The organism is Rossellomorea sedimentorum (assembly GCF_046237645.1).
GTDB lineage: Bacteria > Bacillota > Bacilli > Bacillales > Bacillaceae_B > Rossellomorea > Rossellomorea sedimentorum.
This window is the reverse complement of the sequence record NZ_CP143546.1, coordinates 2,126,901-2,150,420: the sequence shown is the minus strand read 5'-3', so window position 1 is coordinate 2,150,420 and position 23,520 is coordinate 2,126,901. Positions and strand designations below refer to the sequence as shown.

27 protein-coding genes and 1 pseudogene are annotated in these 23,520 nt (G+C 40.7%); 20 read left to right on the top strand and 8 right to left on the bottom strand.

Annotation, left to right across the window (positions count from 1 at the left end):
• Positions 1–200: 200 nt before the first annotated feature.
• The 3 genes and pseudogenes from V1502_RS10595 to V1502_RS10585 form a co-directional block, all read left to right on the top strand.
• Positions 201–536 (top strand): annotated as a pseudogene (locus tag V1502_RS10595) (redoxin domain-containing protein); the annotation flags it as partial.
• Between the two features lie 90 nt (positions 537–626).
• Positions 627–974, top strand: a complete 348-nt coding sequence (locus V1502_RS10590) for a tetratricopeptide repeat protein (protein WP_409254406.1) — start codon at positions 627–629, stop codon at positions 972–974.
• 141 nt (positions 975–1,115) lie between these two features.
• Positions 1,116–1,448, top strand: a complete 333-nt coding sequence (locus tag V1502_RS10585) for a hypothetical protein (protein ID WP_409250619.1) — start codon at positions 1,116–1,118, stop codon at positions 1,446–1,448.
• A 73-nt stretch (positions 1,449–1,521) separates the two neighbouring features.
• Here V1502_RS10585 and V1502_RS10580 read toward each other — a convergent pair whose 3' ends face one another.
• Positions 1,522–1,965, bottom strand: a complete 444-nt coding sequence (locus tag V1502_RS10580) for a hypothetical protein (RefSeq protein WP_409250618.1) — start codon at positions 1,963–1,965, stop codon at positions 1,522–1,524.
• Positions 1,966–1,968: 3 nt separating this feature from the next.
• The gene (locus V1502_RS10575) at positions 1,969–2,289 is read right to left on the bottom strand and encodes a hypothetical protein (RefSeq protein WP_409250617.1); all 321 of its coding nucleotides are present in this window, start codon (positions 2,287–2,289) and stop codon (positions 1,969–1,971) included.
• 878 nt (positions 2,290–3,167) lie between these two features.
• Here V1502_RS10575 and V1502_RS10570 point away from each other — a divergent pair.
• Together V1502_RS10570 and V1502_RS10565 are read left to right on the top strand one after the other, a co-directional pair.
• Entirely contained in the window at positions 3,168–3,668 is a 501-nt protein-coding gene (locus V1502_RS10570) for a hypothetical protein (protein ID WP_409250616.1), read from the top strand.
• Positions 3,652–4,233: a hypothetical protein gene (locus tag V1502_RS10565; RefSeq protein ID WP_409250615.1), complete on the top strand. Its 582-nt coding sequence runs from the start codon at positions 3,652–3,654 to the stop codon at positions 4,231–4,233. The genes V1502_RS10570 and V1502_RS10565 overlap by 17 nt, the downstream gene beginning before the upstream one ends.
• A gap of 42 nt (positions 4,234–4,275) precedes the next feature.
• Here the strand turns inward: V1502_RS10565 and V1502_RS10560 are convergent, their stop codons facing one another.
• Positions 4,276–5,028 carry a phosphotransferase family protein gene (locus V1502_RS10560; protein ID WP_409250614.1) on the bottom strand — a complete coding sequence of 251 codons (753 nt, stop codon included), beginning with the start codon at positions 5,026–5,028 and terminating at the stop codon, positions 4,276–4,278.
• Positions 5,029–5,197: 169 nt separating this feature from the next.
• Between V1502_RS10560 and V1502_RS10555 the strand changes: the two genes are divergently transcribed.
• Complete coding sequence (locus V1502_RS10555) at positions 5,198–5,398, top strand: hypothetical protein (protein ID WP_409250613.1); 201 nt, start codon at positions 5,198–5,200, stop codon at positions 5,396–5,398.
• Positions 5,399–5,516: 118 nt separating this feature from the next.
• On the opposite strand, the gene V1502_RS10550 is transcribed toward V1502_RS10555, so the two are convergent.
• Positions 5,517–5,894, bottom strand: a complete 378-nt coding sequence (locus tag V1502_RS10550; RefSeq protein ID WP_409250612.1) for a hypothetical protein — start codon at positions 5,892–5,894, stop codon at positions 5,517–5,519.
• Between the two features lie 410 nt (positions 5,895–6,304).
• Positions 6,305–6,553: a YueH family protein gene (locus tag V1502_RS10545; protein ID WP_409250611.1), complete on the bottom strand. Its 249-nt coding sequence runs from the start codon at positions 6,551–6,553 to the stop codon at positions 6,305–6,307.
• A gap of 228 nt (positions 6,554–6,781) precedes the next feature.
• Between V1502_RS10545 and V1502_RS10540 the strand changes: the two genes are divergently transcribed.
• The 6 genes from V1502_RS10540 (at position 6,782) to V1502_RS10515 (ending at position 11,066) form a co-directional block, all read left to right on the top strand.
• Positions 6,782–7,906, top strand: coding sequence for a YibE/F family protein (locus V1502_RS10540; protein WP_409254327.1), 1,125 nt, complete (start codon positions 6,782–6,784; stop codon positions 7,904–7,906).
• Positions 7,903–8,673: a YibE/F family protein gene (locus V1502_RS10535; protein WP_409250610.1), complete on the top strand. Its 771-nt coding sequence runs from the start codon at positions 7,903–7,905 to the stop codon at positions 8,671–8,673. Before V1502_RS10540 ends, V1502_RS10535 begins: the two co-directional genes overlap by 4 nt.
• 133 nt (positions 8,674–8,806) lie before the next feature.
• The gene (locus V1502_RS10530; RefSeq protein ID WP_409250609.1) at positions 8,807–9,268 is read left to right on the top strand and encodes a DUF4367 domain-containing protein; all 462 of its coding nucleotides are present in this window, start codon (positions 8,807–8,809) and stop codon (positions 9,266–9,268) included.
• A 14-nt stretch (positions 9,269–9,282) separates the two neighbouring features.
• Positions 9,283–9,435 (top strand): hypothetical protein, encoded by a 153-nt coding sequence (locus tag V1502_RS10525; RefSeq protein WP_409250608.1) that lies wholly within the window; start codon positions 9,283–9,285, stop codon positions 9,433–9,435.
• Positions 9,436–9,623: 188 nt separating this feature from the next.
• Positions 9,624–10,070, top strand: a complete 447-nt coding sequence (locus V1502_RS10520) for a hypothetical protein (protein WP_409250607.1) — start codon at positions 9,624–9,626, stop codon at positions 10,068–10,070.
• A 573-nt stretch (positions 10,071–10,643) separates the two neighbouring features.
• Positions 10,644–11,066, top strand: a complete 423-nt coding sequence (locus V1502_RS10515) for a hypothetical protein (RefSeq protein ID WP_409250606.1) — start codon at positions 10,644–10,646, stop codon at positions 11,064–11,066.
• A gap of 194 nt (positions 11,067–11,260) precedes the next feature.
• On the opposite strand, the gene V1502_RS10510 is transcribed toward V1502_RS10515, so the two are convergent.
• Positions 11,261–12,019, bottom strand: coding sequence for a LysM peptidoglycan-binding domain-containing protein (locus V1502_RS10510; protein ID WP_409250605.1), 759 nt, complete (start codon positions 12,017–12,019; stop codon positions 11,261–11,263).
• Between the two features lie 145 nt (positions 12,020–12,164).
• Here V1502_RS10510 and V1502_RS10505 point away from each other — a divergent pair, with 145 nt between their 5' ends.
• The 6 genes from V1502_RS10505 (at position 12,165) to V1502_RS10480 (ending at position 15,885) form a co-directional block, all read left to right on the top strand.
• Positions 12,165–12,404: a hypothetical protein gene (locus V1502_RS10505; RefSeq protein ID WP_409250604.1), complete on the top strand. Its 240-nt coding sequence runs from the start codon at positions 12,165–12,167 to the stop codon at positions 12,402–12,404.
• Between the two features lie 194 nt (positions 12,405–12,598).
• On the top strand, positions 12,599–13,462 hold the full coding sequence (locus V1502_RS10500) for an aminoglycoside phosphotransferase family protein (RefSeq protein WP_409250603.1): 864 nt from the start codon (positions 12,599–12,601) through the stop codon (positions 13,460–13,462).
• Positions 13,463–13,541: 79 nt separating this feature from the next.
• Positions 13,542–13,889, top strand: a complete 348-nt coding sequence (locus V1502_RS10495; RefSeq protein WP_409250602.1) for a hypothetical protein — start codon at positions 13,542–13,544, stop codon at positions 13,887–13,889.
• Positions 13,890–13,954: 65 nt separating this feature from the next.
• Entirely contained in the window at positions 13,955–14,797 is an 843-nt protein-coding gene (locus V1502_RS10490) for an alpha/beta fold hydrolase (RefSeq protein WP_409250601.1), read from the top strand.
• Positions 14,798–14,945: 148 nt separating this feature from the next.
• Positions 14,946–15,257, top strand: coding sequence for a hypothetical protein (locus V1502_RS10485; RefSeq protein ID WP_409250600.1), 312 nt, complete (start codon positions 14,946–14,948; stop codon positions 15,255–15,257).
• A gap of 118 nt (positions 15,258–15,375) precedes the next feature.
• Positions 15,376–15,885 (top strand): AAA family ATPase, encoded by a 510-nt coding sequence (locus V1502_RS10480; RefSeq protein WP_409250599.1) that lies wholly within the window; start codon positions 15,376–15,378, stop codon positions 15,883–15,885.
• A 1,138-nt stretch (positions 15,886–17,023) separates the two neighbouring features.
• On the opposite strand, the gene V1502_RS10475 is transcribed toward V1502_RS10480, so the two are convergent.
• A complete protein-coding gene (locus V1502_RS10475; protein ID WP_409250598.1) occupies positions 17,024–17,323 on the bottom strand; it encodes a hypothetical protein in 300 nt (99 codons plus the stop codon).
• 588 nt (positions 17,324–17,911) lie between these two features.
• On the opposite strand from V1502_RS10475, the gene V1502_RS10470 reads away from it, so the two are divergent.
• Positions 17,912–18,844: a hypothetical protein gene (locus V1502_RS10470; RefSeq protein ID WP_409250597.1), complete on the top strand. Its 933-nt coding sequence runs from the start codon at positions 17,912–17,914 to the stop codon at positions 18,842–18,844.
• Between the two features lie 204 nt (positions 18,845–19,048).
• Here the strand turns inward: V1502_RS10470 and V1502_RS10465 are convergent, their stop codons facing one another.
• Positions 19,049–19,921: a TetR/AcrR family transcriptional regulator gene (locus V1502_RS10465; RefSeq protein WP_409250596.1), complete on the bottom strand. Its 873-nt coding sequence runs from the start codon at positions 19,919–19,921 to the stop codon at positions 19,049–19,051.
• 271 nt (positions 19,922–20,192) lie between these two features.
• Between V1502_RS10465 and V1502_RS10460 the strand changes: the two genes are divergently transcribed.
• Positions 20,193–23,255 (top strand): efflux RND transporter permease subunit, encoded by a 3,063-nt coding sequence (locus tag V1502_RS10460; RefSeq protein ID WP_409250595.1) that lies wholly within the window; start codon positions 20,193–20,195, stop codon positions 23,253–23,255.
• The last annotated feature ends 265 nt before the right edge of the window (positions 23,256–23,520 follow it).

The following is a 23,520-nucleotide window of genomic DNA, read 5'->3' as shown; positions in this document are numbered from 1 at the left end:
TTCCGCTAAGGCATTCTAATGTAAAAAGCGAATATAAGCAGGTAAGTTTGCTTTCTTTGAATAAGCGATAAGAAACTGTTAATGTAGATGTATAATGTTACTAAATCGATCTGTACAGAAACAGGAAGTTGATTCGTGAAACGAGCGATGAGTTCCACTTTCCGTAGGGATTAAAAATACTTGGTAAAGGCGGGGATTCTGTGTTATTAGAAAAGATTCAAGATATAGAGCTTCCGGATTTAAATGGGAATAATGTGTCTTTACGTGACTACCGAGGAAAAAACGTACTGATTTTCATGTGGGCGTCTTGGTGACGCTGCAGAGAGCAACTGCCTGGATGGCAGGAATATTATAATCAATACAAAGATGAGGGGTTTGAACTGCTATCTGTATCCGTAGATATTCAAGGTGCCGGAGTCGCACTGCCTTATGCGGAAGATAAGAGTTTTACTACGGTCATCGATTCAGACAACACACTGGCTAATTTATTTGGCTTTAAAATTGTTCCCAACGGTATCTTCATTGATAAAGAAGGAACCATCCGCCTTATCAAACAAGGTTTTCAGGTAACGAATGAAGACCATAAAGAGGCAGTTCGGAAATTAATTTTCGAAGAAGTTGAAAAGGTGGTACTGGATGACCACTATTATTCTCCAACTGACGCGTCAAATGAATTGGAACAGCAGCTTGCTCAAACCAAATATAAGTTGGGGATGGAGTATGCGAAAAACGGTCAGAAAGAAAAAGCGTTACAAGAACTTGATGAAGCATTAATGCTCGATACAGACAATTTTTTAATCAGAAAACAACGCTGGTATATCAGGTATCCCGAAAAGTTTTCTCCAACGATTGATATTGCCTGGCAGCAAACACAGTTAGAAAGAGAAAAGGCAGAAGAGGCCAAACAAAAAGGTGATATGATTTGCGGGCCAGAGGGATGCGTGATTCCCGGAACGGATAATAGCGGGAAATAAGAGCAGGTCTTAGCCGCAAAACTAGTGCCTTCCATTTTAAGATGGAAGGCACTTTACTATTACAAATTTAAAAAATTGGCTCTGTTAAAGAGCAGTTAATTCATGTTAGGCTAAATGAGAGACAGAAGGGGGAGGATGAAAGTGAAACATAATGTTATAAGGGTTTTTACATATCTTGGTGCTGTTATTGTTTCTTTAGTTTTTGTACTCGCAACCGGGTTCAATGGAGAGAGAGTAGAAACCGAGCAAGAATTACTCACTGCCTTCCCAATGAAGACAGGCTTTCCAATCCCATTCGCTGAATTACGCTTTCCACACATTGACCCGCCCCTTCCATGGAACTATGGAGGAGATTGCTGTTCTTTCTTTATAACCTCCTGGACTAACTTTTTGTTGTCTGTCATGATTGTGGCTGCGTTTCTAATCGTGGTTACAGAGGTGATTTTCTACATAAAAAGATATCGCTCCCAATAGGATCCCGGTCATGTAAAAGTAAGGGGATATTCTTGGTAAGTAGGATATGGAAAGGTAGGCCAGATATTTTTTGTCAATCAAGGAATTTCAATGCATCCTTTCCGAGGTCTTCGTGGTGAACTGCCTTTATATCCCCGGTTTCAGCATCCATGTTGATCACAATCCGCTTTACCGATTCCTTGTAAACAGAATGAAAAGCGACGGTCCACATTCCTTGGCTTAAAATGGCCTCTTCTGATTCAACAGACAAGTTTTTATCCTCCTGCTTGGTGAACCATTCTTTTACCTCTTTGTTCTCCTTTGCCATCTCCCTAGCCTTATTGATCGTCAAGATATCGGTTTGTTTATTGTTCTTCAATTCGACAGGTACGGATGCCAAAAATGCACCTTCATCATGTAATTCGAAAGAGTACGTAACCTCATACATACCATCTAAGGCGTTCACCGTATCATTCTTCGACAACCTAATCTTACGGTTAAAGGTTATCTCTTTTTTCAATGTTTCATTTGGTTTCAATTCTCATAGATCTTCAGGATCAAATACATCATCACAACCTGTACTGATTAAATTATATCCTGAAGTCAGGGCAGCGGTGGCATCTTCCTTTTTCACAAATATGTTGAAAGGAATACCGCACCTGCCATTATAAATTATATCTTCTTCACTTGTATTGGTAAGGGAAGCTTCTACCTTAATGTCTTTAGCTATCTTTATCGAAGACTGTAATATAAGTCCCTTCTCTTCAAAGCTATGGGTGAGCGATTCTGGCTCGCCATAATCCCACGTTTCGCACCCAGTGAAGAATAATAGAAGACACAACACTATCACTGCTTTATTCATTCAACTCCCCCTGAAAAGTACTCTCGAGTTTCTGTCCATCACAGCCATGCTATAAAAAGGCGATGCAAAATGGAACTCGGAATGACCGCAAATTGCACTGAATTCTGTGGATTTCTCCTTTACCGGATGTTTTCTTCTGCATCACGCTGTGCTTTATAAAATTTTGTACACGGAAACAACGTTTCTCTGGTGGATTCACATTTCTATTAATAATGTAACTTTTGAATAGTATATTAACAGAAAAACCTAATTAGGAGTGACATAATGTTCATTTGATTTTTGAAAAAGCAGCTCGCTCAATGGAAGTGATTGACGCCACGGCAGATATTGCTGAACACCATGAAGAAGGAAAGGGTAGAAGCAAAGACATTCATACAAGACCAAAAAGCTCAGTTTAAGTTCCTTCTACCAAAAGAGCGGACCTCTTAAACGAATAAAGCGATTCATCATACGACTGGTTAGAGGTTTACAATAGGGAAAGACAATGTTTTTGCAGTGATCAGCAATTTTCAAGTGTGATAGTCCTGGTTATTTTTTTAGATATTAAACTGCATAGACCCACGGGGAGGAGTAGTCCGTACAATAATTAATGTACAAATAGGAAGTTCTATGTAATAAATTCACACAAAAAGCAAACCATATACTCAAAAGGTTATTTTGATAGAGGTTGTATTCGTATGGATTGTTTGCTTTTGGAAAATCCAAAGGACCGGATTTTTCCCTCGGGTATAAGGTCTTGTCTAACTGAATAGGTTAATTAGCTCCTTTCTTTCTTGCTTACCAGGATAAGTTCTGTGAAATATGCCTACATCTCTTGCCCCTCGTATATACTAACAAGGATTTCGAAATGAGTCTTGATAAAAGAGGATAATAAATCAATGATTATGATCTTTACTTTGCTTCTACTTGTGTCCTTGCTGCTTCTGTTTAGTTTAAAATACCTGACAAAGAGATTCGACCCATTTGAGGTCTTTATTCTATTTTTGTTTACGTCCTATAATTGTCAGAATATATTCTATCTGCTTTCATCGCCTTATGAACGATTAAGGGTGGTAGAAGAGCACCTGCCATTCTGGTCGACGAGGCTCCTTTATGGGATAGTATTCCCTGTTCTGCTGGTATGGGTGATGTACGCAGTGCGGGTTCAGTCGAAACTTTCTGTTAAAATCACCCTTTGTTTTGCCTGGGTGGCAGGAGGTGTTTTAGGTGAGAAGCTTTTTCTTCTTTTAGGGGTTCTTGAATCAAAAGGTGAAAGCTGGTATCCTTCGATCGACTTTGTTCTGGCGATGATAGTTCTCTCCACGAGTATTTTCTTCATGGAAGTACTGCATCCACTTTTGATAAAAGAGAAGGTGATCAAAGATGAAGGAAATATATGAAAATGCAATTAAACCAATGCTGCCCAAACAATTTGATGAAAATGAATGGTTTACGCTTGCCATCTCCATTCTAATTATTGTCGCCATTTACTATTTTACTGTCAAAAATCGAAAGCTTCTTTGGTCACAAATCATTTGCATATCCCTGCTTAACCTGCAACTGACCACTATAGGTGATTATTTTTTCGCTATGCCACCTTATGATTTTTACGATACCGTGGATCGAAACAGCGGGGAACTAATGGATATTATCCTGCAAAATATCGTATATCCGGGGACTCTGCTTTTATTCATGGACTTTTACAGAAAGAAGGTTCCTAATCGGTTGGTGTTTATCATTGCAACTGTCTTTCTGTTGACGATATTTGAAATGGTCTCTGTGCACATATTCCATTTATTCCTCTATAAGAGCTGGGAGATCCAATATTCAATCGCCTTTTACACCTTTGTGATGATCCTCAATGTAATATTCTATGAAAAACTTAATGCCTTCTTAGATAAGAGAATTCCCGGGGGACTCAGCGTTAATAGCAGGGAAAAAGGCTCTATACTTCGGGATAGCTAAAGTCAAATTCTGTTTAAGTTGGACCAGTGCCCGTTATCTCTCTTAGAAGGGACAATAGTCATTAACAATTTCCCAGAGCCGGTTTTCGTTCTCCGTGGAGACATGTTCAGAAAGTCTTGCGCCGGCAATGATGGGAGCCCACTCTAATACTTCTGTTCTAGATAGCCCACTCGTCTCGCAATAAAGGGTTATGTACGATTCAGCCAGTTCTTTAGAAAACTGAGAATACAAAAGAAAGGTCCTGTAAACATCTGCTCGGGGATCTCCAATGCTTGCATCAACCCAGTCGATGATGTAAACCTTCTCATCTGCCATTATTAAATTATTCAAGTGAAAATCCCCATGACAGAGCCTGTTTTCAAAGGTCATGGATTCTAATTTATTCACTAAATATGATTTTTGTTTTAATGACATTTGTGCAACTGATTCAATTTGACGTTTCAGTTTATCACTCATCGCTTCAAGTGATTCAGGGGTGATGCTGTGTATCTTTTGCTGAGTTTCAATGGAATCCTTGAGGTATTCTTCAGCGTGTTCTGGTTCATTGAGATATAAATCTCCGAGTGTTCGTCCGTTCACATATTCCATCAGGATTGCTTGTTTTCCATTCACCTTTAAGAGATCTATCACTTCAGGTACTGCAAGTCCGTATGAATAGGCTGCCTTCTGTTTAAAAGCTTCTTTTCCCGCTTCAGTCTCTGGTAAATGATCGTGAAAAACCTTAATCATTTGGTTTTTGTCATATGGATAGATTTCTGCCGTATTTCCCTTGGCAATGGGCTTCCCTAAAATCATGAATTTCTCCTTCCTGATTTTCCAATTTTCTTCATAGATTTTACCACAAGTGTGGTTGGAGGGGATGGAACCGGCCATGCGTTTAAATCTATTTTAAGAAAGTTTACTTGATTCATGAGATAGGTAGGTATATGGTATAATCACATATCAAAAACAAGGAGGCAGTAAGATGGTTATTCAATCCAATATGTCACCTGCAGCCATTGTTCAGGCTTGGCAAGAAACGGAACCAATATTTAAAGAATATGAAATCCCACTTACCGGCCAAACATTAGAGACTTTGGTGGAAAATGAACGTTTATCCAAGCTCCTGCAAGAACTGAACGCTGCAGTCGGCAGTTCTGATGCTACGTGTGTAGAAGGCGGCTGACAACTCTTCTAATGAATAAGAAGTAGGCTACTTCTTTAACTTGTTGTTTATCGGAGATTACGGATGTGGTACTTAGATTAAGAGGGGCAACGAGGGCAGAAAACTGCCTTCGTTGCCCTTATTCTTTATACCTAATAAACTCAAAATTAGCAGTGGGAACTTCTTTTATGATTTTTCCATTCCTATCCCGGTAAATCTCATATTCGCGGTAAATTTCAACAATGTATCCATCTTCCTCAAACTTCGCGTCAAACATAACCTCTAATTCCGCGGGTAACACCCCAGCTTCCCTTGTGGCTGTGGAAAGTTCTTTGTTGAACAACTCTCCTAGACCAGCAGGAACTAATAGGGGAGGTTCTGCAGATTGAGCAGCAGGTTCATAGGGAGGACTGGAAATAGAAGAGTTCACTTCTCTCACACGCTCATCCAAACCGTTATAAATAAGGATGGCACCTACCGACAGGACGATGGCCATGGATAAGATAAATTGTTTCATTTTACACATCCTCCAATTTATGATCTTTGTTCAAAATATGGTTTGTCCACGAAAAAAATACCGGAAATGATGAAGGGAATATTATTCATACCTAGACGATAAAAAAGGACCTTGCCAATTTGGCAAAGTCCTTTTATAGATTATATGGTTGTACAGTCATATTTTTAGCAGTAGTGTCTGTGTCAGGTCCAGTAACATTGGGCATGAATAAAAGCAAACAGGTAAAGTGTATTAAATGGGCACAAGTACTTACTGCTGCAAAAGGAACTGACACAATACGCCAATACCGTACCTGGGGCCCTAATCCATTCTAGCGGGATGTCAGTTACTAAGTCACCAGCAAATCTTCTTTGCCCCCTCTTAAAAATGAGGGGGAATCAAAGGTAAGATGCGGCAAATAAATGACTATGTTAGAAATAATTCTCTGCTAAGTCCTTAATCGCCCTTGCCAACTCATCCGTATTGCCTTCAAACAGGTGAAAGTTAAGAGATCCTTGCAACTTGTCGAATTGTATGTTGAAATCATCTTGCTGATTAAATTCAGCGGACCAATGAATGGCTGGGATAGAAACGATAAATCTTTTGTCAGGTGTAAGATGGAGGAAAACTTCCGCCGTTTTGTTGCCGGACAAATTTATTTTTTCATAAGAAGTAATCATACTATCACTCAATTCGAGGAGATTGTTTAACAACCAATATTATACCATTTTCAAGCGGGTGATTACCTTGATTTTGCTTGCTCTTGCCGTTAACTTTTCACAGAGTTGAAAACGTAAGATGGCTTTTGGATATTTGTCTTAATAAGGATTCATTTTGCTTACCTTTCTCACTTATGGAATAATGAAGAGTCAATGAATGTTGGAGGGTTATTTTTGAAAAAAGCTATCATGAAAGAGAAAAAATTTACTGGTCAATATTTAATATCAATGGCTTTCGTGGTCATTTGCTGCGTAGGATCGATCTTCTTTGTTTATAATAATCAGTCGTTTTATGACCGGCCGATCGCCGAGGTTGTGAGTACGACGATAACGCAGACGACGGAAGTCGAGGATAACAACGGCAATAAAGACCGTTTGTTTGTACAGAATATCATCGCCGAATTAAGAAATGGAGAATACGAAGGAAAGCAGGTTATGTTGATCAATGAGTATTCTCTATCAGGTGCCTATGATCAGGAATATCAACCAGGGAATGAACTGTTTGTCTCCCTGGATAAAGACTCATTAGGAACCGGGGAACTGCGGGGGACGATTCAGGAGGTGAAGCGGGATCAGTACATGATGATCATTGCTTGGGTGTTTATCCTTCTATTGCTTTTCGTCGGAAAGAAACAGGGCCTGTTCTCGCTGTTCACCCTGGCCGTCAATGCTTTGATATTATCTTATGCATTGGATATCTATGCCAATTCGGGGGATGTCAGTTTATTAGTAGTATCAAGTGCAGCCGTCATTTTGTTTACCGGGATTTCGCTGTTGCTGGTGAACGGTTTTAATGAGAAGACCTATGCTGCAGTTTCAGCGACTCTCATTGTGACCTTCGCAACACTTCTCATCAGCTATATTGTTGTTGAAGCCAGTGGAGGAAAGGGGCTGCATTACGAGGAAATGCAGTTTTTGACACGCCCGTATAAAATCGTGTTCATGGCAGGAATCCTGATTGGCTGCCTTGGAGCCGTGATGGATGTTGCCATCACTTTATCCTCGTCCATATTCGGGCTGTATGAAAACGATCACAATATTTCCATTGAAGCCCTGAAGAAATCTGGATTTGATATCGGCAAGGACATCATGGGGACCATGACGAACATCTTATTCTTTGTTTATATCAGCGGAGCGATTCCCATGCTCATTTTATTTTTCAAAAATGCGTCCCCGCTTGGGTTCACGTTGTCCTTGAACTTGTCATTAGAAGTGGCAAGAGCTTTGACGGGCGGAATCGGCATTGTGCTCACCATCCCGATCGGTATCTATACTTCCATTTTCTTTATTAACCGAAAGAGGGCAAGAGTATGACGGTACAGTGGATTCTAGCTATTATACTACTGATTCTTATGGTATTGATCGGAGGCAAAAAAGGGGCGAGGTCATTTGTAGCTTTATTTCTAAACTTCGGGGTATTTCTATTCGTTCTGCTTCTAATGAACGATCCGGACATCAATCCCATCATCATTACCTTGATCGCCTGTGTCCTGATCAGCTGTATATCGCTTTTTTACATAAGTGAATACAACATTAAAACGTTGACGGCCTTTATCTCGACGATTGTTACGACCGCCGTCCTGCTTTTCTTCATTTTGATGCTGACTGAGGTTTCCATGATTCAAGGATTCAGTGAGGAGGAAATTGAAGAAATCGGCGCATTCTCCCTGTTTGTAGGAGTGGATTTTGTGAAAATCGGAGCCTCGATGATTTTAATGAGCACGATTGGCGCCATCATTGATTTATCGATTTCCATCTCATCCCCTATGAGGGAAGTTCAGTTTCACCAGCCGGGCATCAGCCGGAAAGACTTATTCAAAAGCGGTATGGCTCTGGGGAGAGACATACTGGGCACCAGCACGAATACGCTGTTCTTTGCCTTCTTCGGAGGATACATGGCGCTCCTCATCTGGTTCAAGGACCTATCCTATTCCATTGGTGAAATCGTAAACTCCAAAGTATTCAGTTCAGAGATGATCTTCATCGGATCTGCCGGAATTGGGGTGGCCCTCGCCATCCCAATTACGTCCTGGATCACTGCCTATTTTTTGGTTAGGAAGAAGGGTGAGAGGAATAGTTGAAGACAACCATAGGTGGAAACCTGCTGAGTAACTATAAATATTTGAAAGATTGAAGAACCCTCACTTATTTCTTACAGAAAATTGAAACTTTTTAGGTTGTCAAACGTATGAAGAGATAACGGAGGTGAACATTTTGAAAAAGTTATTCCTATTGATCGGCATATTGTTCCTTACAGCCTGTGGTAACAGTGGGGCTTCTGCTGATCTTGAAGATTTTAATCATTCAAACTTGAAAGAAAGTCTGCAAGAGGAAGCATTTCAGTCAAAACTACCTACTAGAACACCTTTTGAAGTGGAGGGAGCAACGTTCACACCAACCCCCGGAGACCAAAGAGAAACAATCCAAACATTTCAATTTCATGGTGTAGATGATGAATTCATGGATTTGAAAACATATAGCGGCGAAGCTCATTTTTCAGGAAATCAAGATGATGAGCAAGTGAACATTGGTGAGAATGAAGGCACCTTTGGAGAAACTGAAAATGGTTCTTTGAGCCTGTACTGGCAAGACGGAAACCTGACCTATCACTTAATGGCAAATGGTGAAGAAGTTACGAAAGAAGAGTTGATTGCTACAGCAGAATCGTTTGACTAATTGGAGGGTGAACAATGGCAATATATATGGGAATAGGCCTTTTTGTTGTTGTATCTATCGGATTATTTGGAGCCTTGGGAAAAAGAACCCTTCAAGGGAGCAAAGAGGAGCAGCTGCAGGAATTGGAACGTGTGAAATCTCAAAGCGGAGGGTTTGGAGGATTTTAATCTAAATAGGTCAAAAAGTATAGTGTAAGTTCTCACGGATAAAGGGGGGTAATTCTGGATAATTATTGGATTGCTTCCCTTTTTACATTATAGGGGGAGGGATCACCACCTGCTGCTCAGCCTTCAAGTAAAGAATTCCATAAGAGTGAAGAATAAGACGGTTATGCTACTAAGAAAGGAGGCGAAATGTGGTTAATCTCACTATAAATATTCCAACTTATTCGGATGCTGATTCATCTTTCCCGAAGCCGGTAAATGAAAGTTACACTTATTGGTCTGCAATAGTAAAACATTTCTTGGTAGACTCAAATACTATAGAAATTCATTGTTGGAACGAAGAGAAAGAGATTATCAATGAAATCATCTCTTTAGGGAAATTAGAGATGGTTAAAGAAGAAAACGAAACAATCTTTAGAGGACCAAAATCCAGGCTGCTAACAGAATATCTATTGAACAATTGCATAAGCAAGAATGGTGGATTAAAGTGGTTCACACTCAATCTGGAACAAATGGGGTTGCCTTTGTTTCATTCAGGACACTGGGGTACAGAACTGGTTTTAACTAATATTACTACAGAGGATATAGCGTTCATTAAGCGTGTAACACCGAAAGCTACGGTATTTCTAGAATATTAAATATTCATTTGCAGGGGTTAATGATACGTGGGTACTAAAGGTCAAGTTTCCTGGATTCTTGTAATTAAGGCTCTTTTAAAGAGTAATGTTGATTTCTTAAGCATAATAATTCATAGATTTCCGCTATAGGCGCGCGACTCCGCGGGGCGGGCGGTGAGCCTCCTCGGCTGCGCCTTTGGGGTCTCACCTGTCCCGCTAGTCCCACAGGAGATCGCACGCCTTCCGCTACAATCATATATGATAATATCATTGAAGCTATATAATTTTTAATCTTGTAGCCTTAGATAACAATACCATCAACAAACAAAGCCTTAATTTAAAAAAGAAAATACAACACTCATAATTGCCCTAATAACTAACCATTATCTCTACTGTCCTTACATACTCACACTCAACTAAGGGGCAATAACTGACTTTCTGCCGAGACCTTTGGCCAGATTGTTGATAAAGAAACTGATATTCTATTTTTAGATAAGGGTGGTTGAAGTTGAACAAGAGTAGGAAGTTACTATTCAGGCTTTCATTAGGGGTAAACATTTTACTTGTTATCATTGCAGCTTGGGGATTTATAAAATGAATTTCGTAAGGGAGCAGGTGATTATTACCGAGGTTCAAACTAATTTGGTCGAATTGGAAGGCCTGATTGCACATCAAATGGAGGAAAGCTGGACAGAGCCCAACCTCGTTACAACTGAATTAGGTGATATATTGAATGGGATATGGCTGGGAAGGACCACGGGAAATCAGTTGGGAACTCTCTCTAGTCATGACGAGAAAATCCTTGAAGACCTGTATGCCCATTTAAGTCACTATCCTACCGATGATTTATATGGATTTGCGGAATTAAGTGAAGAGGATCAGGAAAAGTTTGAAAACCTTCGGGGTACACTTCGTGAAGTGGGATTAGGACTGAATATTACAATAAGTAATGATATGAATTCTTTTATGAACAAGGCAAAAGCATTGAATGAAAGAATGGGATCTTCCTTGAAGTAATAGTATCGAAAGTGTTATAGAGGTTTTCCAAATTAGAACATGAAAGATTTTTAAAAAAGGTAAATAAAGAGGATGGGAGACCGATTCAGAGTATGAATCAGCCTCCCAATTGTTTAATGATATAAGTTTTAGACCGAGCTCCATGCTCGCTTTTTATATTGTTCATCTAACAGACAATAGAGTAAAGACAATCATTATTTTCCTTCGTACTCACTCATGATTTCATCGTCTTCTTCCATGTCACTTTGGTCGACATCTGAACTTTCTTCAGAATCGGTATTGCTTTCTGTTGAAGTATTGCCTGCAGCCGTTTCTCCTGCATCTTCTGTTACTTCTCCATTATTTTGATCAGAGCTTGTTTCGTCCGTGTTGTTTGCTTCTGCGGAATCTTGGTCGGTATTGTTTTCATCGACTGTATTTTCGTCTGAATTATTTTGACTGCTGATGATGTTATTCGTAGTATTATCGTCGTTCGTATTTTGCTCAGTATTATTTCCATCTGTGTTTCCATCTACAGTGTTAGTTTGAGAGTCATTTTGGGCCTGATTCTCATCGTCCAGGGCAATGACCAGTTCATCGCTGCCATTTCCGATGACAATTCCGTCACCCGGCAAAAGAAGATAAGGGTCGATCCCCGGGTTCAAGGTAATAAGTTCATCCACAGTGGTACCGTTGTCAGCCGCAATGGTTTCTAACGTATCGCCCGTTCCAACAACGTGAACATCTTCACTTGTATCCACGTTAAGAATCTCCCCGATTGGAAGGGCGAGTGGATCGAAATCTTTATTTGCTTCCATCAAGTCATTTACATCAACACCATACTCTGAGGCAATTCCCCAAATGGTGTCTCCTTCTTTTATCACAACTTCATCGGCGCTTGCTGTAATCGCGCTTCCACCGAACATAACACCTGCGGTAAGAGCGATAGCTGAAAATTTTTTGGTGTTTTTCATCTTAACTCCTCCTCTAGTATTGACTTGGTGTCCTATTATTTAGTTATCCTAAAGAATACTTCACAAAACATTTGAGTATAGGGTTCCTGGTATAAATCATTTATTAGTTATAAAAAGTAATCTTATTGACAAAAGGGGACTCTGTATGAACTTTTACAAAGAAGACAAGGCAATTATCGAGCAGGCGTTAAAAAATGCTTGCGCCAAAACGAAGGGTCCTCACTCAGTCTTTCATTATCAGAAGGTGTTGCAGAAGTTTCAACCCAACAACGGAATGGAAACACCGGCAGGTCAGGATGGTTTCCGTTATGACTATGATGATGCTTCCGATGTTTCAGGACGTACCAACTGGTTTAAGGTAGCCTGTCAGCTTCGAAAAGAATAAACATTTGAAAGGAGCGTCGATTACATCCAAGTTCGGATTTATAGAACGTTAATAAATAGTTTGAGAGCTGTGGTTGTATGGGAAACGAAGCTTTTATAATAGTAAGATATTTTAATTTTAATAATTTGAAAAAATTGGTATGATTTAGATAAGGTTTATTACGGCAGGAAGATAGTTGTAAAGGGGATTTATAGATGTTAAACAGGATCATTCAACAGTTTGGGTTGAAGCTGAAATCTATTAATGAAGTTGAGGATTCGTTCAGTTCAACCGTATATAAGTGTACGCTGTCTAATGGGGAAACGGTATATTTGAAAATCCCATTTTCAAACTTAAAGTTTCAACGCGAGCTAGAAGCCTATGAAATTTTAAAAGGGAGAGTTTCAGTTCCTGAGGTATTAGATTATTGGGTGGGTGATGGGGAGTGTGCAGGTGCCTTCTTATTATCTGAGTTAAAAGGAAAACCATTAACAAAGGAGGCTTCACCAGCACTTTCGTATCAAGTGGGAGTTCTTCATGCTGAGATGCATTCCATTCATCCGCCTAAGAATAAAGAGTTAAACGGGATTAAGAATAAATTTCCGGGTTGGTCCCATTTTATAGAACAGCAATTTTATAGTTTTGCAGAGGATGTAAAGGAAGTTCTGGATGATCCTTTGTATAGGAAATCGCTTGAAAAATTTGAAAAGATGAAACACCAGCTCCCTGCACCAGATGGACCTAGTTTCGTACATATGGATTTTCGTCCTGCCAACATCATTGTGAATAATGAGCGGGTCTCTGGAGTAATAGATTTTGAGAGCGTAAGATTCGGTTCGGCAGAAGTCGACTTCACCAAACTGTATCGGGACTTCTTAAGCTTTGATGAGCATTTGTATAACGCCTATCAAGAAGGCTATAACAGTGTCAGGCCATTAATTGATCTGAAACATGTACTGCCCTTTTATCGATTTGTTGATGCCTTTAATAGTATTGGCTGGTGCAAGCGGAGAGGCATAGAAAAAAATGCTGCCTTTCTTGAAGAAAATATGGATCGGTTAAAAAGATGGGTACTATAGGAAGTTAAAGGGAAGGTAGTGAGCGTTCGTTTCCGGACGGAAACAATCTTCTAAACAGGAAGAATGGGGGAGTGAGGTATTGAAAAAGCCTGCAATATTTTTAGTGGTATTATTACCTTTGTTAATTTTACTTGGCTGCGGTTCCAAAGAGGAGATCGTCACAAAAGAGATTACCAGTATCACTGTCCTCAATATATCAACAAAAGAGGTTCTTTACGAATCAAGAGAGGATAAAGTCCTTAACAAGGTTACATCAAAAATTAACAACTCGAGAAGAACTGATACCTGGGATACCCTCGGTACTGATGTAAGGTTGGTTCTTGAATCAGAAGGTCATGAAGAAACCTACGCCTTATATTATGAAACAGGAGATATTATTGTAGGAGAAAATAAAGTGTTTACTGGGTTTGATTTTTATAGTGAGTAAAGAAATGCACAAAAGGCGGCAGCTTGTCTGGATAAATGCCAAGAAAGGTGAAAGGGGGAAAAATGATGTGGAAGCAAAGGGTAATTAAAACTGAACGAGGGGACTTTGAAATTTTCGAAGCAGGAGATGGTGAACCTTTATGTATCACACATTTATATAGTGAGTTCAACGAGCGTGGTTATTATTTTGCTGACAGGTTTGTGAACCATTTCAAAGTTTACCTTGTGAACTTAAAGGAAGCTGGAAATTCCTCTAGTGCTAGAGAGGAAGAAGAGTTAAGTATGAGTGAGACGAGCAAGGATTTAGAAGCGATTAGAAAGGCTTTAGGATGTGACACCTGGAGCTTCGCAGGCCATTCAACCGGGGGGATGTTAGGTTTAGTTTACGCTGCTAACCATCCCTCAGCTTTAAAACGGCTGATGGTGGGCGGAGCTTCAGCTACCTACAAGTACATGGAACACAGGGACAGTATATACAGCTACAAGAACCCTGCTAACAAAAGGTTAAAGGAGATTTTCTCCATACTTAAATCCCGAGAGTCAACAAGAGAAGAACGTGCTCAGGCTGGCAGGGAATGGACCGAAATGTCGCTGTATGATCCTAGCAGATTTGATGAATACTTTTCCAAACCAAGCAGCGGCCGGGTTGTTCAAAGACGGTTGGATTATTATTCTTATACTGAACTCCCGACATATGATATTCGAAAAATCATCTCAATGATAAAGACACCCACTGTCGTTTTTTGCGGAAGGTACGACTCTCAGTGCCCGTATGAATATTCGGAAGAAATTCATCAACTTGTCCCCAACTCAATATTTTATACTTTTGAAAGAAGTAATCATTCACCTCATTTAGAAGAGAAGGAAAGGTTTTTAGAAATGGTGAAAGAGTTTACCCATTTGGGCTGATCTGACAGGCAGCTTCCCATACTTAAAAGTTATTCTGGTTAGCCTTGTTCCTTGATTGTAAAGTAATAAAGGAGTTAAATGTGGTATATGACTTAAGGAGGCTTCTACGATTCTTAAAAATTCCTTTACACTATTACTGATTTTTATATTGGCAGGCTGTATACAAAATGGAAATCCTGACCCTTCTGATTATCTCCAAAATGAAGATGCCGATATCTTCATGCTTGATGGTTATATATACTCGAACGCACAAGGAATCGACTGGGTTGAAGAGACAGAGTATTCAATAGGAGAACAAATTGGGGAAATTGAAAAACAGTCAACTAAATCGCTTGGTTTTCGAAATGGTTCTGCAAATGTCCTCCCGGTGGGGACAAAGATTTACGAAACAGACTCGCCCATTACCGTGGCTGTTGTTGAGGGAGAAGAGATTCCCTATCTTAAGCAAGTTGAAGGATAGGTTAGATAGCAATCAAAATAAATAAGAAAATGTATGTTATGTTGGTAATAATGGCTTTTTAAATAAGGGAATAGTTCAATTGAAGTAAGTGTAAGTTTTAAAGATGGAGGATCGAGTCATGGGCATTAAGAATTATTTGATAGACGGCGTTTCCTGCTCTGGCAAAACTACGGTCTGCAACGAATTGCAGCGACGCGGCTGCCATGCCATTCATGGTGACAGGGACCTGGCTTATCAGGGCAACCCTGAAACAGGTGAACGGACGGCTACTGCCTCGCATGAAAACCATATTTGGGATATTGATCTCGTAACAGCACTAGTTGAAAACCAGGATGAGAATGTAACATTTTTCTGCGGAGGCTCAAGAAACTTTTCAAAATTCATAGATCTATTTGACGGCGTGTTTGTCCTTGAGGTGGACGTTGACACATTGAATCGGCGGCTGGACATGCGACCGGAAGATGTGTTTGGCGGTAGGAAATCGGAACGGGAACTCATACAGCGTTTGCACCTAACGAAAGAGGACATTCCTAAACGCGGAGTAATCATCGACGCGACCGCCCCGATTGAGGACGTCGTTGACGAGATTCTCCGGATAAGCGAAGGAAATTGTACCAAGCCACATTAATCTCGTTGAAAGTTTTACGGCATAGTTGCTCCTAGTTCTATTAGTTGCGAAAGAGTCTTAGCTCCAATCAGCTCAATTTGTAGTGTTGGAAGGATAAGCTTTAGATTAAGGTTTCATAAAAGATCAAAGGAGAGATAAAAGTTGCAGAAAGCAGGCATAGGAGTAATGTTCACAGGCTTCCTTGCAGCGATTATTCTCAACAATTCATTCAGCCATGAAGTTGCAGAAATAGTTGCTTGGTCAGGTTCCCTAGTTGGAATAGCCATATTATTAGTACATAGTATACAGAAGAAGCATAGGAAAGACTTCACATTTTTCTTAGTTTGTTTCCTATTGTCATTGTCAGGTGTTTTCTTTATATAGTTACGTTTCAGGATATTTAGCTCAACTCACTAGCACTAATTCAGCATTCCTAAATGTGGGGATTAATAAAGAAAAACCCCGAGCATACTAAGTAGTTCAGTTTTGGAGTGCAAAACTAGTAAAAACAGTCCAAAACACTATGAATTAATCATAAAAATCACATATTAAATCCAATACATCAAGGGAAGAGAAAGGGGACTAAAAATAAGGGGAAATTTTCCCGCTAAACTGCAGAATGTAGCTGGAGAGAGGGAAATAAGGGGAGAATTTACCGTTAAGACTGCTCAGTGATCCAATTTTCATGTTTTTTTAGTGAATAGCGGGAGATTTTCCCCTTATTTGACCTATTTTCCATCGCAGTTCTTCTATAAGGGGAAATTTTCCCCTTATTATTTGATTCCATGGTGTTTTTTTAATAATTTGGTCCTTGCCACTATGGTCGTGGAGGGCTTGACTAAAGAATCAAGTTAATTACTCCCTAAAAAAACCATAGTGGATAAAATCCATTATGGTTTTTTTACACTTTCCGCTAGTGATTTCGTCACGTAAATCAAAAGACTGCAATACATAATTCAGTATTGCGAAAATGAGATGCAATTTTTGATACGAAAACACAGTTGAGATTAAATAAATGCTGCACTACTAATAGAAAAAAGGATACGAATAATGGTGGCAATTCGTATGCTGATGACTATAAATTTTTATGGTTTGTACCTCTAAACTGAACTACTTAAGAGTCTTTAAGAAAGATGTAGCAGTAAAGAGGGAAGCATTTCTATTTATCTTCGTTCTCTTCCTCTTTTAACTTTTCCATTTCCATATGAGTTTGTGGAAATCCATTCGCCTGCCATTCTTCACGGTACGTATGATCCAGTTCTGTCAGTCCTTTTTCAGCGTCTGACTTGTCGGCATCAACACTTTCCATTTCATCGTATTTTGTGTTGTTCATCAAATTAACATCTTCGTCAACCTCAAATTTGTCTTTTTGCTTCTTCTTGTAAACGGCCGTGGCCAATGCAGCTCCTCCGGCTGAAACAGCAGACCCGATAATAATATTCTTCGTCATTTTTTTCATGAGTAACCCTCCTAATGAGATTTTCTCTACTACTCCTTTTCTTACCCTAACCTTTGCTTTGGTCAAACTTAAAATTAAGGAAGGAGTTTTTCGATTTCAATTTAGTTGAATTCCCTTTAAAAGGTAGAATTACCCAAAAGGAGTGAAGGAACCTATGTTAAAATAAAAAAGTCTCACTTTATTTACTAAGGGGGGATTGTATTCGATTGAAAAAGCGAAACACAATCAAAGACTGGCCTATTTTTATAGCGGTGAGCTTCATCATAATAGGTAGTGCTTTGTATTATGAGATTTTTTTTCCCCTAAAAACATGGACAGGGTGATCACAGAAGATAGCCTGTGATGTCTCGCCTTCATAAACGTGATTTGATATCTAATAAAAAGTTAGTGCTCACAGGTATATTACTTTTACCCTGTTGAATATTAGGATAAGCTCCTTCACGTCGGTAATCTGATGTAAAGCCGCAGATACTCTGTTTTCCTATAAAGAGTGCATTAATTCTAATAAGGAATTTTTGTTCATGTAAATTTATTACAAGTCAATTTGATAATGCCCATGCTATAATATTAAAAAAGGAGGTGATTTATATGGAAAAGACCCTGAACTTAATACTCAATGAATTAAAAGATGTTAAAGAAGGCCAAGCTGGATTGAAACAAGACGTTCATAACCTAACCAAAGGTCAGCAAGAATTGAGACAAGACGTAAATGATCTTGCCACAGGTCAGCAGGAAATGAGGCAGGACATTACTAATCTTAGCAAAGGCCAGCAAGAATTAAGACAAGACGTAAATGATCTTGCCACAGGTCAGCAGGAAATGAGGCAGGACATTACTAATCTTAGCAAAGGCCAGCAAGAATTAAGACAAGACGTAAATGATTTTGCCACAGGTCAGCAGGAAATGAGGCAGGACATTACTAATCTTAGCAAAGGCCAGCAAGAATTGAGACAGGACGTAAATGATCTTGCCACAGGTCAGCAGGAAATGAGGCAGGACATTACTAATCTTAGCAAAGGCCAGCAAGAATTGAGACAGGACGTAAATGATCTTGCCACAGGTCAGCAGGAAATGAGACAGGACATTACTAATCTTAGCAAAGGCCAGCAAGAATTAAGACAAGACGTAAATGATCTTGCCACAGGTCAGCAGGAAATGAGACAGGACATTACTAATCTTAGCAAAGGCCAGCAAGAATTGAGACAGGACGTAAATGATCTTGCCACAGGTCAGCAGGAAATGAGGCAGGACATTACTAATCTTAGCAAGGGCCAGCAAGAATTGAGGCAGGACGTAAATGATCTGAAGGTAGGCCAACTGAATCTCCAAAAAGACGTTTCAGTTATTAAAGATAACTTAATCAATGGCCTTGGCCCCTACTTTGAGCGTATTGAGGAACATATCGATAACAAGACTGATGAACTAAAAGATACCTTAAAGGGACAACAACAGGTAATCGATACTCTAGCAGCACGTTCTATTAAGCATGAGAGTGAAATGCAAAATTTTAAACGTGCTTAAGGTTAGTGATGAGATGTTTACCTGACCTTTTTGTGTTGCTAGCACTTCCTCAAACTAAACTCCTACGTAGAATCCTCATTTATAGCCTACTGGTTAACAACCCCTCACATTGAATAGTTAAAAAGAACTGTTTCGTCAAATAAGAAAAGCCTAAAAAAGCTCAGTTACCCTGAGCTCTTTTAGTTGTTCTCTATTCTAGTCTTGTTAAGAAAAAAGTTCCCGCTCCAATTCTTCCGCTTCGTCTTTTAACTCTTGGACATCAGTCAGCAACCTGAACATTCCCTTGATGACCAGCTCATCAGGTTTGGATTTCCGGCATTCTTCGGATATTCGGTCAGCTATGGTGATATACTCCGGACCACCATCTGGTAAGGAGTGTATTTTTTTATAGAGGTTTTTCCATGCTTCTTCACGTTTTTCGAAAGAAATAAAGGCTCCTTCACGGTCCATGTTGACGGTGAATGGCTTCATGATTTCGTCATCGAGTAGAGGGGTGCTGCTGCCATTGAAGTAATCTTCGGCAAGGATGGAGATCTGCCGCACCAGGTGATTCCCCAGGTCTTCGGGCTTGAGGCCGCTTTCTGTTGAAATGAGCAGCATCATATAGGATGCATAGATTGATTGAGTCATCCACATCAGGTCCCATTTGTACGGGATGATTTTCTCTCCATACACTTGAAGGAGGTTGTGTTCCAGCCAGCTGAACAATCTGCCTCTCATTCTGTGTTCCATCGCGGAAAGTTTTTCGCTGTTTTTCGCCGTGTCGCCCCTCATATGCATCTTCATGTAGGATTTGTATTCGACTATTCCCTCGAATTGGACTATGAACTGCTTAGCCAGCCGCTCTTCTCCCGGCATATTCGCATCAAGACCCACTACGTAAGCACGTTCGAACACAAGCTGTTGATAGTGTTCATAGATTGAGATAATTAAGTCTTCCTTGGAGTGAAAAAATGAATACAGCGACCCTTTTGAGATCCCGATGCTGTCCGCAATCTGCTGCATCGATGTCTTTGTATACCCGTGTTCGGCAAAAAGTTCCACTGCAGCTTCGAGGATTGCCTTCCGCTTATTCATGAATTTCACCTTCTTTCATTAAAACTTTTAATTGGTCTATTTTAAATCACTACATTATATCATACCAAACTATTTTACAAGGATAGATAAGATCAACTATCAAACATGGTGGCTTGTTTGTAAACTTAGCACATTATCTCTTGACTATCTCAGATATCTCTGTAGAATGACTAATGAGTCAATTGATTTAATACTATAATATCAACGATTTAACACATGTTTTTAAATTTTCTTGACCGACGAGTCGGACATCAATGAAGGAGGTTATTTCATGTTAAAAGCGATTCTGAAACGTTCCAAGATTACCCTGATATTCGTGTTGTTATTCGTAATCATTGGTGTCTTTACTTTTTTCCAGCTTCCGCAAAGGGAAATCCCTGAGACGGAAATTAATATTGGAACGGTGTCGACTGTCTACCCAGGGGCGACCGTAGAGACCGTTGAGCGGACTGTCACCAATCCGATTGAGGATTCGCTGCAGTCCATTGATGGAATCAGTGAGCTGAACTCGTCTTCTGCAGCCGGTTTTTCTACTATAATTGTAGAGGTTGAAGACGGCGTTGACAAAAAAGAAGTGTTCAGCAATGTGCGCCAGGCTGTTTCTGATGCTGCGTCGGGCTTTCCCGGTGAAGTATTTGAACCGGAAGTCAATGAGTCCATTGTTAAGCAGCCGATTGTGTCATACCAACTGACGGCCGATTCCCGCGAGGACCTTGAAACCCTAAGGGACGAACTCGACCGCTGGGCAGATGAGGTAACAGAACTGTCAGGAGTGGAAGGGGTAACAGTGAAAGGACTTCCAGATGAAGAAATCCTGATCAAGCTCCAGCCTGACGCTCTAAAGGATGCAGGTTTGAATGTCGGAAGTGTCCTATCAGCCATCAACGCTGAGTTTTATCCGACACCGCTTGGGAAACAAGAAATTAATAATGAAGTAGTTCAGTTATCCGTGGAGAACTATTCATCCATTGAAGAAATGAATGAGGTATTCATAGGGAAAAATCCACAAGGGGAATCAGTCGTTCTAGGGGATGTCGCTGATGTGGAAGTAACACCGAAAGAGGTAAGGGATCTGATTACCTTCCAAGGAAAGCCGGCAGTTTCATTTACGGCATTTGTTCAGGCAGGGGAGGATATCCCATCTGTCGATGAACGAGTCAGTGAAAAAGTGCAAGAATTGGCGGTAGGGCTGCCAGAGGGAGTTGAGCTCGTTCCGTATTATTCACAAGCTAGCCTTGTGACAGATATCTTTGACGGACTCTTCCTGTCGCTTGCAATCTCCGTTGTGGCGGTAGTTGTTGCAACATCACTCGGTTTGACGGGATCTGGCGCGTTTGTCGTTGCGCTGGCGGTACCCATTTCAGTTTTGATGGGGTTGATTCCGCTTCCTTATGCAGAAGTCGACTTGAATCAAATCTCTGTCGTCGGGGCCATCATTGCACTTGGTATCCTCGTTGATGACTCGATCGTTGTCAATGACAATATCCAGAGAAGATATAAGCTTGGGGACGGTGCACTGGCGGGGGCCATTACAGGGGTAAAAGAAATCTGGGTGTCCATTGTGACTTCTTCGTTCGCGATTGTGTTCACATTCCTGCCGCTCGTATTTTTATCCGGCGGAAACGGTGCCTTCATCCGGGCACTGCCGACCGTGTTGATTACAACGATTATTGCCTCCACACTGGTTGCGCTGATCTTTGTTCCTGTGATGCGCTATGTTTTATATAGTAAGACAAGCAAAAAAATCTCGGATTCTCCTGGTTTCCTTGGAAAACCTTTGGATAAACTGGCTGATTTTTATGCTGATACTATTTTAAAGAAATTTTCGAAGCGTCCATTTATCACGTCGTTGATCGGCCTGGTTTTTACAACAGCCATCTTTGGATTAGTCGTTCTGACGCCGTTTGAATTCTTTCCGACTGCGGACCGGGAAGAAGTAACGATTGACGTGACGCTTCCACTTGGAACGACGCTTGAAGAAACGGCCGGTACGCTTGCCCAAATGGAAGAAGTGCTGAAGACTGACGAAGGCGTCTATGAAACGAGTGTGTTCGCAGGTACTGGAGTTCCAAACCTGTTCACAGGGTCGATGTCCAATACAGGCTCCAACACCGGTCAGATCGTTGTACGTGTGGACCGGGAAAATCAAACAGCTAAAGGTTTAATTGATGAATGGACAGAGGAATTAAGGGGTGAATTCCCAGAAGCGGTTCTGTTCATGAAAACGATCCAGCAGGGTCCTCCAGTCGGTGCCCCAGTGACGGTGACCGTATCAGGTCCTGAATTGGAGCAGCTTCTCCAGCTTAGGGATACGCTAATTGAGGATATCAATGAGTTGGACACAAATCTCGTCGTAGATAATGTCGGCGAGTTCGCCCCCACCATTGAATACGTTCCAAACCGTGAAATAATGGAAGAGAACGGAATCACCGTTAATCAAATCAGTGAGCAGATCCGTTTGGCGACAGAAGGAATTCCTATGAAATCTTTCGATAATGGAGTGACAAAGCGGGATATGAGCATCGTCCTTCAAGGGAAGGAAGGAGAAGTCGACCTTTCTGTCCTTGAAGTACCAGCTGTTGGTACGAATCCAGCTGGACCGCCAGCGTTGATTTCTTTGGATGAACTGGTAGCAGTAGAGAGAAAAGAAGAAATTCAGCAAATTCCGCACAAAGATGGAGAGCGTGCCATCACGATCCGGGCGTTCCCGAAAGATGAAGAAGGATACAAAGATGAAGTTCAACAAATCGTGGCTGACGTCAAAGAGGGCTTGGATAAGAACTACAGTGTAACTATAGGTGGAGAAAACGAAGCTCAAGAAGATTTCTTCTCGGAAATCACCATTCTTTTCACCATCGTCATCTTCCTCGTGTACCTCTTAATTGCCCTGCAGTTCAACTCGCTATCGCTGCCATTTCTTGTTCTGGTCGCAGTGTACCTCGCGATTGCCGGAGCCATACTCGGATTGTTCGTGACCCAGACGCCGATCAGCTTCCTTGGTGTCATGGGAATGGTCTCCCTAACAGGAATCGTTGTCAGAAACTCGATCGTGCTGATTGAATTCATTGAACAGAGGAAAGATGAAATGGATGTGAAAGAAGCTGTTGTCGAAGCCGGACGTACAAGACTGCGCCCAATACTATTGACGGCATTGACATCCATCGTGGCGCTGCTCCCGGTTGCTGTAAGTGGAGATGCACTGTTTACACCGCTTGCCGTCACCATCATATCCGGGATTTTATTCTCAGCTATTCTAACGCTGTTGATTGTACCGATGTTGTACCTGGTGTTTGACCGTTTTAGACGGAAGAAGAGAGAAGAAGCAGTTTCATAATGTTAAGTTGGAGAGAAGTCTTGTGTAGGCTTCTCTTTTTTTTATGTGGTCTGGGATGCTTGTCAGAATTTGAATATAAGTAAAGTCGTTGAAGAACCGGTATTGTCGACGATAGATAGGGGAAACTCGTCGATAGGACACTTAAACTCATTGATAGACAAACCCCGTGATGCTTAACCCAAACTCGCTAAAATCACACCTATAAGAATCTTTCAAGAAAGATACCGTCTCCAGCCGAATACATTAGTCTGTATGAGTTTCCTAA

What these genes read in the sequence shown, in the direction of transcription:
- V1502_RS10575 (WP_409250617.1), bottom strand. Translation starts at nt 2,289, where the DNA reads ATGAATAAAGCAGTGATAGTGTTGTGTCTTCTATTATTCTTCACTGGG.
- V1502_RS10570 (WP_409250616.1), top strand. Translation starts at nt 3,168, where the DNA reads ATGATTATGATCTTTACTTTGCTTCTACTTGTGTCCTTGCTGCTTCTG.
- V1502_RS10565 (WP_409250615.1), top strand. Translation starts at nt 3,652, where the DNA reads ATGAAGGAAATATATGAAAATGCAATTAAACCAATGCTGCCCAAACAA.
- V1502_RS10560 (WP_409250614.1), bottom strand. Translation starts at nt 5,028, where the DNA reads ATGATTTTAGGGAAGCCCATTGCCAAGGGAAATACGGCAGAAATCTAT.
- V1502_RS10555 (WP_409250613.1), top strand. Translation starts at nt 5,198, where the DNA reads ATGGTTATTCAATCCAATATGTCACCTGCAGCCATTGTTCAGGCTTGG.
- V1502_RS10550 (WP_409250612.1), bottom strand. Translation starts at nt 5,894, where the DNA reads ATGAAACAATTTATCTTATCCATGGCCATCGTCCTGTCGGTAGGTGCC.
- V1502_RS10545 (WP_409250611.1), bottom strand. Translation starts at nt 6,553, where the DNA reads ATGATTACTTCTTATGAAAAAATAAATTTGTCCGGCAACAAAACGGCG.
- V1502_RS10540 (WP_409254327.1), top strand. Translation starts at nt 6,782, where the DNA reads ATGAAAGAGAAAAAATTTACTGGTCAATATTTAATATCAATGGCTTTC.
- V1502_RS10535 (WP_409250610.1), top strand. Translation starts at nt 7,903, where the DNA reads ATGACGGTACAGTGGATTCTAGCTATTATACTACTGATTCTTATGGTA.
- V1502_RS10525 (WP_409250608.1), top strand. Translation starts at nt 9,283, where the DNA reads ATGGCAATATATATGGGAATAGGCCTTTTTGTTGTTGTATCTATCGGA.
- V1502_RS10515 (WP_409250606.1), top strand. Translation starts at nt 10,644, where the DNA reads ATGAATTTCGTAAGGGAGCAGGTGATTATTACCGAGGTTCAAACTAAT.
- V1502_RS10510 (WP_409250605.1), bottom strand. Translation starts at nt 12,019, where the DNA reads ATGAAAAACACCAAAAAATTTTCAGCTATCGCTCTTACCGCAGGTGTT.
- V1502_RS10505 (WP_409250604.1), top strand. Translation starts at nt 12,165, where the DNA reads ATGAACTTTTACAAAGAAGACAAGGCAATTATCGAGCAGGCGTTAAAA.
- V1502_RS10500 (WP_409250603.1), top strand. Translation starts at nt 12,599, where the DNA reads ATGTTAAACAGGATCATTCAACAGTTTGGGTTGAAGCTGAAATCTATT.
- V1502_RS10490 (WP_409250601.1), top strand. Translation starts at nt 13,955, where the DNA reads ATGTGGAAGCAAAGGGTAATTAAAACTGAACGAGGGGACTTTGAAATT.
- V1502_RS10480 (WP_409250599.1), top strand. Translation starts at nt 15,376, where the DNA reads ATGGGCATTAAGAATTATTTGATAGACGGCGTTTCCTGCTCTGGCAAA.
- V1502_RS10475 (WP_409250598.1), bottom strand. Translation starts at nt 17,323, where the DNA reads ATGAAAAAAATGACGAAGAATATTATTATCGGGTCTGCTGTTTCAGCC.
- V1502_RS10470 (WP_409250597.1), top strand. Translation starts at nt 17,912, where the DNA reads ATGGAAAAGACCCTGAACTTAATACTCAATGAATTAAAAGATGTTAAA.
- V1502_RS10465 (WP_409250596.1), bottom strand. Translation starts at nt 19,921, where the DNA reads ATGAATAAGCGGAAGGCAATCCTCGAAGCTGCAGTGGAACTTTTTGCC.
- V1502_RS10460 (WP_409250595.1), top strand. Translation starts at nt 20,193, where the DNA reads ATGTTAAAAGCGATTCTGAAACGTTCCAAGATTACCCTGATATTCGTG.